The following is a 14,065-nucleotide window of genomic DNA, read 5'->3' as shown; positions in this document are numbered from 1 at the left end:
GGCTCCTCAGCGGGACAGGGATGCGGTCGAGTGGACTTGCCCGGCCCGCAACGGGTGTCCGTGCAGGCGTGCCGCGTAGAGCGCGGCACCGATGTGCGGTTCCAGCAGCGGCTCACGCAGGTCGTACTCGAGGGAAAGGGCATCGCGGAACGACGCCAGCACGTGCGCCGAACCGAACATGCCCCCGGAGTAGGACACCGGAACCCGTTGTGCGTCGGGGAATTCGAGAGCGCGCCGGCCGACGTCCACGAGCAGCGCGAGCTCCCGCCCCGCTTCCCGGAGCACCCCGGTGGCGACCGCGTCACCCGCGTCCGCGGCCCGGACCACGACCTTGCTCAGGCTCGCGATGCGCCCCCGGTCGCCGTGCCACCGGTTCACCACGACGTCGATCGCGTCGAAGTCGGCGGCCAGCCCCAGAGCTTCGCGCATTTCGCCGACCAGCGGCCCGGCCGGCAGCCGTCCGTCGACCATGCGGCTGAACGCGTTCAGGCCCTGGATCGCGACCCAGTAGCCGGATCCCTCGTCCCCGAACAGTTCGCTCCAGCCACCGCCGCGCCACTGCCGGCCTTCGTGCTCCCCGTAGGCGATCGAGCCGGTGCCGGCGACGACGCCGATGCCGTCGGCCGCCCCCAGCGATCCCGCCCAGCCGCAGATCATGTCGTTGCCGCACCGGTAGTTCGCCGTACCGAGGATCCTGGCCGGCAACGCGTCGAGTTCGGGTACGTCGGCACTGATCTCGCCGTAGGCGGGCAATCCGAAGAACGCGTAGGTGAGGTCCGCGACCGCGATGCCCGCGGTGTGGCACACTTCGCCGATCCCTTGCCGCAGCAACGGCTCCACGATCGGCAGCCCGTCGCTGAGGTAGTACACGCTCGCGGTCCTGGCCTCCGCGGCGATCCGGCCGGCCGCGTCGATCAGGCAGAAAGCCGTCTTCGTTCCCCCACCGTCGACACCGAGGAACATTCAGCTCACCTCCGGGGGATCGAACTCGTGGATGACCACGCCCCGCACGACGCGGTTCACTTCGCCGCCGGGGAACGGGTTGTCCGGGGTGAGGCCCAACGCGAGCGAGCAGGCGAGGGCCGTCGACTGCGCCGCGATCACGGCGAGCAGCGCCCAGACCGCGACGGGCACGCCGGGCGGCGACGGGACGGGCCAGCACCGCGCCCCACCGAGCTTCGCGCCGTCGTCCCCGCCCACCACGACCACCCGTTCTTCGCCGAGCGACCGCACCAGCTCGCGCGCGATGTCCTCGTCGTACTTCCGCGCGTGCGGATCGACGGACCGGAACACCACGGCGATCGTGCGGTCGTCGAGCACCGACTTCGGCCCGTGCCGGAAGCCCAGTGCGGAATCGGCGATGCCGACCACCTCGCCCCGGGTCAGCTCCAGGCACTTGAGCGCGGCTTCCCGGGCCAGTCCGCGCAGCGGCCCCGAGCCCAGGAACACCAGCCGGGCCGGCTTGGCGCCGGCGATCGCGGAGGCGCGGTCCGCGGCACCGTCGAGCACCTCCGTCCCGGCGCGCGCCAGCGCCTCGACGTCGACGTCCAGGCCGAAGGCGAGCAGCGCGGCCAAGGCCATGCCGGTGAACGACGAGGTCATCGCGAAGCCGCGGTCGTTCACCTCGTCCGGCAGGGCCACCACGACGGCGTTCTCCGCGTCCGACCACTGCCGGGCGAGCCGCCCCCACGGGTCGCAGGTGAGCACCAGGTGCCACAGCCCGGGAGCCAGCCGGTGCAGCAGCTCCGCCGCGGCGACGGACTCCGGGCTGTTGCCGCTGCGCGCGAAGGACACCAGCAGGATCGGCCGGTCGTCCACGACCACGGCACGCGGATCGGCGACGATCTCCGTGGTCGCGATCGCCTCGACCGGGCGGCCGAGGTGGTTCGCCAGGTCACGGGCCACGACCTCACCGATGAACGCCGAGGTGCCCGCCCCGGTCAGCACGATCCTGGCGCCGGCGCCGGAGAGGGCGGCGCCGACCAGCGCCTCGATTTCCGGCCGGGCCCGCCGCACGACGTCCGCGACCCGGATCCAGGTATCGGGCTGCTGCCCGATCTCCCGCGCTGTCCGGCTGTCGCCGGACCACCGCACGCTCCCGCTCATAGGTGTTGCCTCCGATTTGCCGTTCGTCCTTTCGGAGACTCATCCGCTCCCCGGTGCGGGGGCAAGGTCCGGTGTCCAAATGCGCATTCGGATTGAGCGTTTCGCCGGCTGTCGTAGGCTCGGCCCATGTCCACACGGAAGCGGGGCACCACCCGGGCCGAACGGCTCTCGGAGATGTTGCGGGTGCTCGCGGACACCGGCTCGGTGCAGGTGGGTGAGCTGTGCGCGCGCTTCGGTGTCTCCGCCGCCACGCTGCGGCGCGACCTCGCGAAGCTGGAGGAGCAGCGGCTGCTGACCCGCACCCACGGCGGCGCGCGGCCCCGGGGGCGCACGAACGAGGTGCCGCCGCCCTACCGGGAAGGCCGGTCCCGGGACGCCAAACGCGCCATCGTGCACGCGGCGATCCGCACGCTGCCGACCGGGCCGCACGTCATCGCCCTCACCGGCGGCTCCACCACGAGTGAGCTCGCGCGGGAACTGCCGGGCCGGGCGGATCTGACGGTGGTCACGAACGCGTTGAACATCGCGATGGACCTGGCGCTGCACCCCCGGCTGAAGCTGGTCGTCGTCGGCGGGGTCGCCCGGCCCCAGTCCTACGAGCTGGTCGGCCCGTGGGCCGAGCACGTGCTGGCCTCGATCAGCGTCGGGACGGCGTTCGTCGGCGTGGACGGCATCGACGCGACGGCGGGCATCACCACGCACGACGAGAACGAGGCCCGGACCAACCGCGCCATGCTCGGCCGCGCCCAACGGGTGGTCGTGCTGGCCGACGGCAGCAAGCTGGGGCGGTCCACCCTCGCCCGCATGGGTGACATCCAGGACGTGCACGAGGTCATCACCGACGCCTCCGCCGCGGCCGGGGCGGTCGCGGCGATCCGCCGGGCCGGGGTCCGGGTCACCGTGGTCGAGGTCGGCTCCGCCGGGGACCGCTGAAACGCTCATCGCGAATGCGCGTTTCGTTGACCGCGGTGATCGGGCTGCCTACCTTTCGCCGACAACAGCCCCGACGATGATGGAGTCCGGATGAAGCGCTCTCTCCCCGTCCACGGCAAGCGGTTGGCTTCGTTCACCGCGGCGGGCGCACTGGCCGCCGGCGTGCTCGCCGCGGCCGCCACACCCGCCTCGGCCGCGGTCACCCTGCCCCCGCAGGCCGCCGGGTTCGACTACCAGATCGGCGGCGCCTACACCCCGCCGTCGGGGGTGCAGATCGTCAGCCGCGACGTCTCGGCGGCCGCGGCGAGCGGCAAGTACAACATCTGCTACCTCAACGCTTTCCAGGCCCAGGAAGGCCAGGACGGCGACTGGCCGAGCGACCTGCTGCTCCGCGATTCGAACGGCAACAAGGTCGTCGACCCCGACTGGAAGGAAACCCTGCTCGACCTGCGCACCGCCGACAAGCGCAGCCGGGTGGCGGCCAAGGTCGGCAGCTGGATCGACACGTGCGCCTCGAGGGGCTACCAGGCGATCGAGCCGGACAACTACGACAGCTACAGCCGGTCCAAGAACCTGCTCACCACCACCCACGCGCAGGAGTACATCAAGCTCCTGTCGGCCCGCGCCCACGGCAAGAACCTCGCCATCGCCCAGAAGAACACCCCGGAACTGGCCGGCAACCGGGTCGCCAACGGCCTCGACTTCGCCGTCACCGAAGAATGCGGGGAATACGAGGAGTGCGCCGACTACGCCGGCCCGTTCAACAACCGGGTGGTCGACGTCGAGTACACGGCTTCGGGCATGAGCAAGGCCTGCCCGGAGTGGCAGAGCAAGATCAGCATCGTCCGGCGTGACCTCTACGTGGTGCCCCAGGGATCGAGCGGGTACGTCCGCAAGACCTGCTGACCCGTTGTCCATTGAGGACGAGGGCGCGCCACGATCGAGCACTTGACATGCTCGGTTCCGCTCGTTTTACTGCTGTGCACGTCGGAACGCCGCGTCCGGCGTCAGAGGTACGCCCAGCCGGTATGTCGGTGTTCACCGCGAGCCCGGACTGAGTCGCCAGGACCTCTTCGAGAGTCCGAGGCGGGGTCGTACCCACCATCATCCGGAGCCTGCGATGATGTCTTTCCCGCTCCCCGGCAAGACCCGCTGATGGACCGCCGCGGATTCCTGCGCGGCGCCGGCGGCCTGGCTCTCGGTGCCGCCCTCGCCGGCTGCGGCCCGGCGCGGGCCACCGGGGGCCCGGTCACCGTCGAGATCTGGCACGGCCAGACCGACACCGGCAAGAAGGTGCTCGACACGCTCGTCGCGGACTTCCACCGGACCCACCCCGGGATCCGGATCGACCTCGGCGGCGGGGTCCTCGCCGACGCGATGCTCCAGAAGATCACCGCGGCGCTCGCGTCGGGGTCGTTCCCGGACATCGCCTACGTCTTCGGCTCGGACCTCGCCAGCGTGGCCCGCAGCCCCAGCGTCGTCGACGTCACCGACCTCGTCGACGCGGGCCCTGGCTTCTGGGCCCCGGCCCGGGAAGCGGTCACCGTCAACGGCCGCGTCCGAGCGGTCCCGGCGCTGCTCGACTCGCTGGCCGTGGTGTGCAACAAGCAGTTGTTCGCCGACGCCGGGATCCCGCTGCCCGCCGCCGGCTGGACGTGGGCCGACTTCGTCGCCACCGCGCGGAAGCTCACCGACCCGGGCAGCGGCACCTTCGGCACCGCCTGGCCCGCCACCGGCGACGAGGACACCGTGTGGCGCCTGTGGCCGATGATCTGGGACCTCGGCGGCGACGTCATCGGCGCCGGCGGGCGCGGCATCGGGTTCGCCGATCAGGGTGTCCGCGTCCTCGAGGTCCTCCGCGACCTCGCCGCGGCGCACGCGGTCTACCTCGACCCCAAGACCGGCAGCGAGCAGATGTACCAGGCGTTCCAAGGCGGCCACATCGGCATGGTCGCGACCGGCCCGTGGCAGCTGCCCGACATCGCCGACGCCGGGATCGACTACGCGATCGTGCCGTTGCCGAGCTTCAGCCGCCGTCCGGTCACCATTTCCGGCCCGGACACCTGGACGCTGTTCGACAACGGCGAAGAACGGGTGGCGGCGGCCCGCACCTTCCTGTCCTGGCTGGCGGACCCGGCCCAGGACGTCCGCTGGGACGACGGCGCGGGCAGCCTCCCGCTGAGCCGCCGGACGCGGCAACTGCCCGCGTGGCAGGACAAGACCGCCGAAACCCCGGGCCTGCCGGTGTTCGTCGACGCGCTGGAGAACGCCCGCGTCCGGCCCGTGCACCCGGCCTACCCCCAGGTGTCGGCGGCGCTCGGCACCGCGATCGTCGCCGTGCTGCTCGGCCGGGCGACCCCGGCCGACGCGCTGCGCGACTGCGCTGCGGCCGCGAACGCCGCCCTGATCATTCCGCGATAGGGAGCCGCCATGCCCGGACTGCCGAGGCCCATCACCGTGCCAAGCCGAGGCTCCGCCTCGGGCCGGGGGCTCCGCCACCCGGAACCCCCGAAGAGCTCAGTCACACCCGCACAACGCGGGCGGCGCCGCGAAACCGCGGCCGCGTGGGCCTACGTCTCCCCCGCCGTGCTCATCATCCTCGGCCTGGGCGTGGTGCCCGTGCTCTGGTCGCTCGTGCTGTCCTTCCAGGCCGACGACCTGGTGACCCCGAGTCATTGGGTGGGCCTGGACAACTACGCCGCCCTCGCCCAGGACCCGCACTTCGCCCAGGCGGTTCGGAACACCGTGCTGTACACGGTGCTCTACGTCCCGCTCAGCATCCTGTTCGGGTTCCTGCTGGCGCAGGCGCTGAACCGGCGGATCCGCTTCGTCGGCGTCTACCGGACGCTCGTGTTCGTCCCGTTCGTGCTGTCGGCGACGGCCCAGGGCGTGCTGTTCTCCTTCATCCTCGACCCGCAGTTCGGCGCGGCCAACTCGCTGCTGCACCACCTCGGGGTGTCGCCGCAAGGGTTTCTGACCGACCCGGCCCAGGCGTTGCTGGTGCTGGTCGGCATCACGCTGTGGAGCGGCACCGGCTTCTGCGTCGTGGTGTACCTGGCCGCGCTGCAGGACGTCCCGCCGTCGCTGGTCGAAGCCGCGCGGCTGGACGGCGCCGGGCCGTGGCGCGTGCTCCGGCACGTGACGCTGCCCGCGGTCACCCCGGTGACGGCGTTCCTCGTGCTGTGGCAGCTGATCACGTCGCTGCAGGTGTTCGACCTGGTCTACGTGACGACCAAGGGCGGCCCGCTCGGCTCGACCACGGTCATCGTCTACTTCGTCTGGGAGCAGGCGTTCAAGAACTTCACCGCCGGCTACGGCGCGGCGTCGGCCTACGTGCTGGCGCTGGCCCTGCTGGTCGTCGTGATCGCCGTCCGCCTGCTGCGCCGGCCCGGGAAGGCGCTGCGATGACAGCCCAGCCGACACAGCCCACCCGCCTCGAGGTGCCCGCGACCCCCGCCGTGCTGCCCGTGCTGCGCCGGCCCCGGCTGCCCTTCAGTCCCTGGCACCTGCTGCTCGTGCCGCTGGCGCTGCTGTTCGCGGCGCCGTTGGTCTGGCTGCTGCTCAGCTCGGTGATGAGCAACGCCGAGATCAACCGGTTCCCGCCCGCGCTCTGGCCGTCCCACGTGGACTTCGCCGGGTACCGCTATGTCCTCGAGAACGCGCTGTTCCTGCGCTGGTTCACGAACTCGCTGATCGTCTCGGCGGTGACCGTCGTGTCGAACCTGCTGTTCGGCACGCTCGGCGGGTACGCGTTCGCGCGGATGCGGTTCACCGGCTCGCGGGCGCTGCTCGCGCTGATGGTCGCGACGATGGCGATCCCCTTCCAGCTCACCATGATCCCGACGTTCCTGGTGATGAAGAAGCTCGGCCTGATCGACAGCCTGGGCGCGCTCATCGTGCCGTCGCTGGTGACGCCGTTCGCGGTGTTCCTGCTGCGCCAGTTCTTCCTGTCGCTGCCGCGGGAGCTCGAAGAGGCGGCCTGGATCGACGGCTGCTCACGGCTGCGCGTGCTGTTCACCATCGTGGTGCCGCTGTCGCGGCCCGCGCTGAGCACGGTGGCCGTGCTGACGTTCCTCAGCACGTGGAACGACCTGACCTGGCCGCTGATCGCGGTCAACCACGACACGACCTACACGCTGCAGCTGGGGCTCACGACGTTCCAGGGCCAGCACCACACGAACTGGGCCGCGGTGATGGCGGGCAACGTCATCACCGTGCTGCCCGTGCTGCTGGCCTTCCTCGGCGCGCAGAAGACGTTCATCCAGTCGGTCACCTCCAGCGGGCTCAAGGGCTGAGGCGTCCACTTCGCACAACCGGATCGGATTTCCATGCCTGTCAAGATCACCTTCGTCGGCGCGGGCAGCGTCGTGTTCACCCAGGGCCTGCTCGCCGACCTGTTCGCCTACCCGGAACTGGACGGTGTGCACGTCGCCCTGCACGACGTCGACCCGGACCGGCTGGCCACCGCGCTGGCCGCGGCCCGGCGGATCGCCGCCGTGCGGGGCGTCAAGCCGGTGCTGACCGCGCACGCCGACCGCCGGGACGCGTTGTCGGGCGCGGACTTCGTCGTGAACATCGTCCAGATCGGGATGGGTGCGGCGACGCGCACCGACTTCGAGGTCCCGGCGCGCTACGGCCTGCGCCAGACCATCGGCGACACCCTCGGCATCGGCGGGATCTTCCGCGCACTGCGGACGTTCCCCTTCCTGAAGGCCCTCGGGGAAGACATCGCCGACGTCTGCCCGGAGGCGTGGCTGCTGAACTACACGAACCCGATGGCGATGAACGTCCAGTACCTGAGCGAGGCCACCGGGCTGACCCGGGTCGTCGGGCTGTGCCACTCGGTCTACTGGACGGTGCACGGTCTCGCCGAGCTCGTCGGCGTGCCGTTCGACGAGGTCACCTACGTCGCGGCCGGCGTCAACCACCAGGCGTGGGTGCTGCGGTTCGAGCACGCGGGCGCCGACCTCTACCCGCGGCTGCGGGAGCTGGCCGCGTCCGACGGGCAGCTGCGGCGGCGCGTCCGCTTCGACATGCTGCAGCGGCTCGGCTACTACCCGACGGAGACGAGCGAGCACTCGGCCGAGTACGTGCCCTGGTACCTCAAGCACGACAGCGAGATCGAGCGCCTGCGGTTGCCGATCGGGGACTACCTCGGCATCGTCGCGGAGAACGAAGCCGAGTACGAACGGACCCGGCAGGCGATCGCGGCCGACGAGCCGCTGCCCGTCGAAGGCACCGGCGAATACGCGCCGCAGATCGTCCACAGCCTGGTCACCGGCACCCCACGGACCGTCTACGGCAACGTCGTCAACCGGGGCCTGATCGAGAACCTGCCGTCCGGCGGCGTGGTCGAGGTGCCGTGCCTGGCCGACGGCACCGGCGTCCGGCCGACGCGGATCGGCGCGCTGCCGCCGCAGCTCGCCGCCCTCAACCGGACGTACCTGAGCGTCAACGACCTGGTCGTGCGCGCGGCCGTCGAGGACGACCCACGCCACATCCGCCACGCGGCGATGACCGACCCGGCCACGGCGGCGACGCTGCCGGTCGAGCGGATCTTCGAGCTGTGCGACGACCTGGTCCGCGCCCACGGCGACCGGCTCCAGCCCGCCCTCCGCGCCGTCCTCGGCCGCTGACCCGCGGCTTCCGGGAACCGGCGGCGGACGTGGAATCGCCGGGCCACCGAGCCTCGCTTCCACGCCCGCCGCGGCCCGGCCGCACCCGTGCGGCGGTGAAATTTTCACGAGCCGCCCCACCATCGGCGCCGGTGGTTGGATACCCGCTCACCGGTCTTGTCGACGGCCAACGGGTTACGCTACGGTGACCTGGGAGCGCTCCCAGCCCGCGGGCTCAATGCCTGCTGCCTCGCATTCCGTGAGAGAGGAACACCATGCGAGATACCGTGGGAAGGAAGCGCGCGGTCCCCCGCTCGGGTCTCCGAGGGGTGTGCGCGGTGGTGCTGGCCGGCCTGGGTGTCGTGCTTCCGGCACCTGCCGCCTCGGCCGCCACCGTGGACACCTCCGCCGCGTACGTGCTGGTCAACCGCAACAGCGGCAAGGCGCTGGACGTCTCCGGAGGCGCCACCTCCGAGGGGGCCAGGATCACCCAGCGCACCCGTGACGACCGCACTTCGCAGCAGTGGCAGTTCGTCGACTCCGGCGGCGGCCAGTACCGCATCAAGTCCAAGCACAGCGCCATGGTCCTGGGTTTTCCCTCCACCGCCGACCGCGCCGGGCTCGTGCAGGGCACCGACACCGGCCGCGCCGGACAGCAGTTCCGGCTGGCCGACTCCGCCGGCGGCGACGTGCGCCTGCTCAACCGGGCCAGCGGCAAGGCCGTGGACGTGCTGGGTTCCGCCACCGCCGACGGCGCGCGGATCGTCCAGCTGCCCGACTCCGGCGGTGCCAGCCAGCGGTGGCAGCTGATCAAGCTGAACGCCGACACGACGCCACCGACCGCGCCGGCCAACCCCCGCACCGCGAACCTGACGTGCACCGGCGTGACGTTCTCGTGGTCGGCGTCGTCCGATGACGTCGGGGTGGCCTTCTACGACGTCTACCACGACGGGCAGCTCATGACCTCGGTGCCGGGCACGGCGCTGTCGGCCGACCTGACCGTCGTGCCCGGGGCGAACTGGGGCTTGTACGTCAACGCCCGGGACGCCGCGGGCAACGTCTCCCAGGCCAGTCCCACGGTCCCCGTCACCGTGCCGCAGTGCCAGGCCGACACCGAGCCACCGACCACCCCCACCGGCGTGACGGCGACCGCGTCGGGCACGACGGTCACCGTGCGGTGGACCCCTGCCACCGACAACGTCGGCGTCACGGGCTACGAGGTGCTGCGCGACGGAACCGTGGCCGGCTCGGCCAGTGGCGCGGCCACGACCTCGTTCACCGACAGCGGCCTGGCCGCGAACACCCGCTACCAGTACCAGGTGCGGGCGCGCGACGCGCAGGCCAACCGCTCGGCCCCGAGCACGGCGGTTCCGGTCACCACCGGCGCCTCCTGCGCCACGGCGCTGTGCTCGGTCACCAGGGTCACCACCGAAACCGACCTGCCATGGGGGCTGACCACCCTGCCCGACGGACAGGTGCTCTACAGCCGCCGCGACACGTTCGAAATCGTCCGCCTCGACCCCGCGACCGGCACGAAGACCGTCGTCGGCCGGATGCCGAACGTGGCGGGAACCGACGGCGAGGGCGGAGTTCTGGGCCTCGCCGTGGCCACCGACTTCGCGAGCGACCCGTGGCTCTACGTCATGCACACCAGCTCGACCGACAACCGGGTGGTGCGCATCCGCTACACCGGCGGCGTGCTCAGCGGCACCCCGCAGATCCTGCTCACCGGCATCCCGCGCAACAAGTACCACAACGGCGGCCGGCTGCGCTTCGGGCCCGACGGCAAGCTCTACATCTCGACCGGTGACGGCCAGAACGGCGACTGGGCCCAGGACCTCACCATCCTGGCCGGCAAGGTCCTGCGCATCAACCGCGACGGCACCGTTCCCTCGGACAACCCGTTCGGCACACCGGTGTGGAGCTACGGTCACCGCAACCCGCAGGGCCTGGCCTTCGACTCGCAGGGCCGGCTCTGGGAACAGGAATTCGGCAACTCCGTCATGGACGAGACCAACCTGATCGTCCGCGGCGGCAACTACGGCTGGCCCCGCTGCGAGGGCACCACGGGCAGCTGCGGCGAAGCCGGCTTCATCGCGCCCAAGCACACCTACCCGGTGGCCGAGGGTTCGTGCAGCGGCATCGCCGTGGTCCGCACCGGCCTCTACATCGCCTGCGAGCGCGGAACGCGGCTGTACCGGGCCGAAATCTCCGGTGACAGCCTGACCGACGTCCAGCAGTACCTCAACGGCACGTACGGGCGGCTGCGCACCGTGGAGCCGTCCGCCGACGGCGGCTTGTGGCTGACCACCAGCAACTACGGCGACAAGGACAGCATCCCCAACAACAGCAACGAAAGCATCCTCAAGGTCGAGCTCGGCCGGTGAACCCCGGCCGCGGGCCGGGACAACCGGCCCGCGGCCGTCCCCTCACGGAAGGAGAGCCGGCATGGCTCACCGCAGGACACCCATGCACCGTCGAATGTGGACGGTGACGGCGGCGGCGATCGTCATCGCGGGCGTGGTGACGCCCGCGGCGTCCGGCACCACCACGGCAGCACCGTGCACCCCGGGCGCGACCTACGGTCCGCCGTTGCCCGGCCAGGCGGTGGCGGCCCAGCTCGTCCGGGGCGGGTTCGCCTTCCTCGAAGGGCCCACCTGGGACCGGCGGACGGGCACCCTGCTGCTGTCGAACATGCAGAACCCCACCGGCCCCCAGGGCGTGCAGCCGTCGGCGATGCTCCGGTACACGCCGCCGGCCACCTTCGAGACGTTCATCCCCGCCGCCGGCAGCAACGGGCTGGCGATCAGCGCCGACGGGACGCGGGTGCTCGCCGCCACCCACGACAACCGCACCGTTTCCGCCTACAGCCTGGCCGACCGCAGCCGCACGACGGTGGCGGCCGGCTACCTCGGCCGCGCGTTCAACTCGCCGAACGACCTCACCACCGGCCAGGACGGCACCACCTACTTCACCGACCCGAACTACCAGCGCGGCAACCGCGCCGACGAGCAAGGCGGCCGGACCAGCGTCTTCCGCGTCCGCGACGGCGTGGTCAGCCTCGTAGACGACACGCTGCCGCAGCCGAACGGCATCGTCCTGTCCCCCGACGGCAAGACGCTCTACGTGGGGGCCACCGGCGCCAACGCGATCATGAAGTACACCGTCTTCCCCGACGGCACCACCGGCAACCGCACGACGTTCGCGAACATGCGGACCCCCGACGGCGCGACCATCGACTGCGCGGGCAACCTGTACTGGGCCTCCTACGACGAAGGGCTCGTCCACGTCTTCGCCCCATCGGGCACCCAGCTCGGCACCATCTCCGCCGGTCGCAACACCACGAACGCGGCGTTCGGCGGCCCGGACGGGCGAACCCTGTACCTCACGTCCGGCGTCACCGGCGCATTCGGCCTGTACCAGACGCACCTCAACGTACCCGGCAACCCGTACTGACGAAGCCGGCGCGGGTTCGGCCGCGGATCACCTGGGAGGAGCAGGCCTTGTCGCCGCGGCACGGCCGGGCCGGGTGCGGGTTCGACCGCACCCGGCCCGGCCGTGTCCGGCCCTGCCCTGCCCTGCCCGCGGATGCCGGCTCGTCGTTCGGTGCGGATGCACCGGCGGGGAGCCGGGCTTGCGGCGGCAGCTGCTGCCGGACACCGGCCTCGTGCCATTCGGTCAGCCGCCGCCAACAGGCGGCCCGGAGGCGGCGAACAGCGCGGTGGGCGGGCGATTTCAGCCGATGCCGGTACGGACCACGTACAGGATGGCTTCCAGCGCGGCGCGGTCATCGGCACGCTTACGGCCGGGATAGCGGAAACACCGCGGGTGCATCGGAAGCAGCGGCTCCAGCCGCTCCGCAGCTGGTCGGTCTGAACTTCCTGCCTCACCAGGTGAGCGGCGGATCGGGCGGCTTCGCGCCGGCCGGCTCCGGAAGAAGTCGCGCGCAACTGCAACAGATCGCGCGCCGCGGGCATCTTAAGGGGTGTGCACTTCGAAGAGTTCGCACGAGAACAACTGCCCAGCCTGCTCCGCTTCGCCGCCGTGCTGACCGGTGACCGGGAACTGGCTCAGGACGTGGTGCAGGACGCGCTCGTGCGCGCGCACAAAAGCTGGCGGCGGATAGCGACGGCCGATCGGCCCGAGCTGTACATGCGGAAGGTGGTCGTCAACGGCTACCTCTCGTGGCACCGCCACTGGTACCAGCGGTCCGTGCACCCCACCTCGGACGTGGCCCGGTTCCGGGAGCCGGCCGCGCCCGATCCGGCGCGGCGGATCGCCGATGCCGACCAGCTCACCGGGATGCTCGCCCGGCTGAGCCGCGCGCAACGAGCGTCGATCGTGTTGCGGTTCTACGAGGACCGCGACGACGACGAAATCGCGGCGGTGCTCGGCTGCGCGACCGGAACGGTGCGCAGCCACATCTCGCGCGGACTGAACTCGCTGCGCATCCAGCTCACCGAAGGCAAGGAGACTGTGTGATGACCGACCTCGACGAGTTGCGCCGCGCGCTGCGCGCTCGGGAAACCCTGGCGCCCGATCCCGGTGCCGTGCTGACCGTCGCGACCCGCCGGATCCGGCGGCGCCGGACGGTGAGCGTCGCCGCGGTGACCCTCACCGTGGCCGCCGTCGGTGCCGGCACCTTCGCCCTGCTCGACCGGGGTGCCCCGGCGGTGTCACCGGTCACGCCCGCGAGCGCTTTGTCCGCCGTGCCGGCCGGTGCCAAGGTGCCCCCGGCCGCGCCGCCGGTGAGCCTGCAGGACAGTTCCTGGGAGCCGGCCATGTGGGCCGTCCAGCCGCACTTCGCCGGCCTGCACTACGGGCAGGACCACAAGTACGCGTTCGAGATCGAAGTCCGGGAAAGCGCCGCACCCAAGGGCGCACTGCCCGCGAAGCCTTCGGCCGCCGGCCAGATCTCCCAGCCGCAGTCGGTCATGTGGCAGGACGGACCGGATCGCTGGATCTGGGCGAGGACCACGAAACCGGTGACGGCCGGGGAAATGCTCGCCCTGGTGAAGAAGATCGGGACCACGCCGCCGTCGATCGCGTCGCCGCTGAAGTCGGTGCGCGTCCCCGACGGGCAGAAGGTCGTCACGTTCACCAGCGAGCCGCTGGCCAACACCCTCGTCCTCTGCCCCGAAGCCGAGGCGGTGAAGGCCCCGCTCGACAGCCGGTGTTTCTCCATGTTCGTTTCACCGAGCAGCCGCGCCGCGGACAGCGCTTCGCCCGGGGACCCGCTCCCGCTGCACCAGCGCCGGACGCTCGGGGCCTACACCATCGAAGTCGACAGCTCGCAGGCCGGCAAGCAGGCCGCACAGGAGCTGCTGAATTCGGTGCAGCTGAACCACTGATCGGTTTTCACCGGTAGTCATCGGAACAGTTCCGGAACCCGCACGGGAAGCAGTGCACGA

12 protein-coding genes are annotated in these 14,065 nt (G+C 71.4%); 10 read left to right on the top strand and 2 right to left on the bottom strand.

Annotated features, from left to right (window positions below; genetic code table 11):
* Window positions 1-6: 6 nt before the first annotated feature.
* The gene (locus AB0F52_RS11385; protein WP_360167960.1) at window positions 7-963 is read right to left on the bottom strand and encodes a BadF/BadG/BcrA/BcrD ATPase family protein; all 957 of its coding nucleotides are present in this window, start codon (window positions 961-963) and stop codon (window positions 7-9) included.
* Window positions 964-2,106 (bottom strand): SIS domain-containing protein, encoded by a 1,143-nt coding sequence (locus AB0F52_RS11380; protein ID WP_360167957.1) that lies wholly within the window; start codon window positions 2,104-2,106, stop codon window positions 964-966.
* 126 nt (window positions 2,107-2,232) lie between these two features.
* On the opposite strand from AB0F52_RS11380, the gene AB0F52_RS11375 reads away from it, so the two are divergent.
* The 10 genes from AB0F52_RS11375 (at window position 2,233) to AB0F52_RS11330 (ending at window position 14,005) form a co-directional block, all read left to right on the top strand.
* The gene (locus tag AB0F52_RS11375; RefSeq protein WP_360167954.1) at window positions 2,233-3,039 is read left to right on the top strand and encodes a DeoR/GlpR family DNA-binding transcription regulator; all 807 of its coding nucleotides are present in this window, start codon (window positions 2,233-2,235) and stop codon (window positions 3,037-3,039) included.
* A gap of 90 nt (window positions 3,040-3,129) precedes the next feature.
* Complete coding sequence (locus AB0F52_RS11370) at window positions 3,130-3,945, top strand: endo alpha-1,4 polygalactosaminidase (RefSeq protein ID WP_360167951.1); 816 nt, start codon at window positions 3,130-3,132, stop codon at window positions 3,943-3,945.
* Window positions 3,946-4,194: 249 nt separating this feature from the next.
* Window positions 4,195-5,460, top strand: coding sequence for an ABC transporter substrate-binding protein (locus AB0F52_RS11365; RefSeq protein ID WP_360167948.1), 1,266 nt, complete (start codon window positions 4,195-4,197; stop codon window positions 5,458-5,460).
* Between the two features lie 165 nt (window positions 5,461-5,625).
* The gene (locus AB0F52_RS11360; protein ID WP_360167944.1) at window positions 5,626-6,447 is read left to right on the top strand and encodes a sugar ABC transporter permease; all 822 of its coding nucleotides are present in this window, start codon (window positions 5,626-5,628) and stop codon (window positions 6,445-6,447) included.
* Window positions 6,444-7,334, top strand: coding sequence for a carbohydrate ABC transporter permease (locus AB0F52_RS11355; protein ID WP_360167941.1), 891 nt, complete (start codon window positions 6,444-6,446; stop codon window positions 7,332-7,334). Before AB0F52_RS11360 ends, AB0F52_RS11355 begins: the two co-directional genes overlap by 4 nt.
* Before the next feature lie 33 nt (window positions 7,335-7,367).
* Complete coding sequence (locus AB0F52_RS11350) at window positions 7,368-8,675, top strand: alpha-glucosidase/alpha-galactosidase (protein ID WP_360167938.1); 1,308 nt, start codon at window positions 7,368-7,370, stop codon at window positions 8,673-8,675.
* A 308-nt stretch (window positions 8,676-8,983) separates the two neighbouring features.
* Window positions 8,984-11,041: a PQQ-dependent sugar dehydrogenase gene (locus AB0F52_RS11345; RefSeq protein WP_360168293.1), complete on the top strand. Its 2,058-nt coding sequence runs from the start codon at window positions 8,984-8,986 to the stop codon at window positions 11,039-11,041.
* Between the two features lie 82 nt (window positions 11,042-11,123).
* Window positions 11,124-12,110: an SMP-30/gluconolactonase/LRE family protein gene (locus AB0F52_RS11340; protein WP_360167935.1), complete on the top strand. Its 987-nt coding sequence runs from the start codon at window positions 11,124-11,126 to the stop codon at window positions 12,108-12,110.
* A 531-nt stretch (window positions 12,111-12,641) separates the two neighbouring features.
* Window positions 12,642-13,136, top strand: a complete 495-nt coding sequence (locus tag AB0F52_RS11335; RefSeq protein ID WP_103343158.1) for a SigE family RNA polymerase sigma factor — start codon at window positions 12,642-12,644, stop codon at window positions 13,134-13,136.
* Window positions 13,136-14,005, top strand: a complete 870-nt coding sequence (locus AB0F52_RS11330) for a hypothetical protein (RefSeq protein ID WP_360167931.1) — start codon at window positions 13,136-13,138, stop codon at window positions 14,003-14,005. Before AB0F52_RS11335 ends, AB0F52_RS11330 begins: the two co-directional genes overlap by 1 nt.
* The last annotated feature ends 60 nt before the right edge of the window (window positions 14,006-14,065 follow it).

Source organism: Amycolatopsis sp. NPDC024027, from assembly GCF_040638975.1.
Classification (GTDB): Bacteria; Actinomycetota; Actinomycetes; order Mycobacteriales; family Pseudonocardiaceae; genus Amycolatopsis.
The sequence above is the reverse complement of the archived record's forward strand: the minus strand, read 5'-3'. Positions and strand labels throughout refer to the sequence as shown.

Excerpts from the sequence above, each read along its gene's own strand:
- AB0F52_RS11380 (WP_360167957.1), bottom strand. The coding sequence starts at position 2,106 with ATGAGCGGGAGCGTGCGGTGGTCCGGCGACAGCCGGACAGCGCGGGAG.
- AB0F52_RS11370 (WP_360167951.1), top strand. The coding sequence starts at position 3,130 with ATGAAGCGCTCTCTCCCCGTCCACGGCAAGCGGTTGGCTTCGTTCACC.
- AB0F52_RS11365 (WP_360167948.1), top strand. The coding sequence starts at position 4,195 with ATGGACCGCCGCGGATTCCTGCGCGGCGCCGGCGGCCTGGCTCTCGGT.
- AB0F52_RS11330 (WP_360167931.1), top strand. The coding sequence starts at position 13,136 with ATGACCGACCTCGACGAGTTGCGCCGCGCGCTGCGCGCTCGGGAAACC.
- AB0F52_RS11340 (WP_360167935.1), top strand. The coding sequence starts at position 11,124 with ATGCACCGTCGAATGTGGACGGTGACGGCGGCGGCGATCGTCATCGCG.
- AB0F52_RS11375 (WP_360167954.1), top strand. The coding sequence starts at position 2,233 with ATGTCCACACGGAAGCGGGGCACCACCCGGGCCGAACGGCTCTCGGAG.
- AB0F52_RS11350 (WP_360167938.1), top strand. The coding sequence starts at position 7,368 with ATGCCTGTCAAGATCACCTTCGTCGGCGCGGGCAGCGTCGTGTTCACC.
- AB0F52_RS11385 (WP_360167960.1), bottom strand. The coding sequence starts at position 963 with ATGTTCCTCGGTGTCGACGGTGGGGGAACGAAGACGGCTTTCTGCCTG.
- AB0F52_RS11355 (WP_360167941.1), top strand. The coding sequence starts at position 6,444 with ATGACAGCCCAGCCGACACAGCCCACCCGCCTCGAGGTGCCCGCGACC.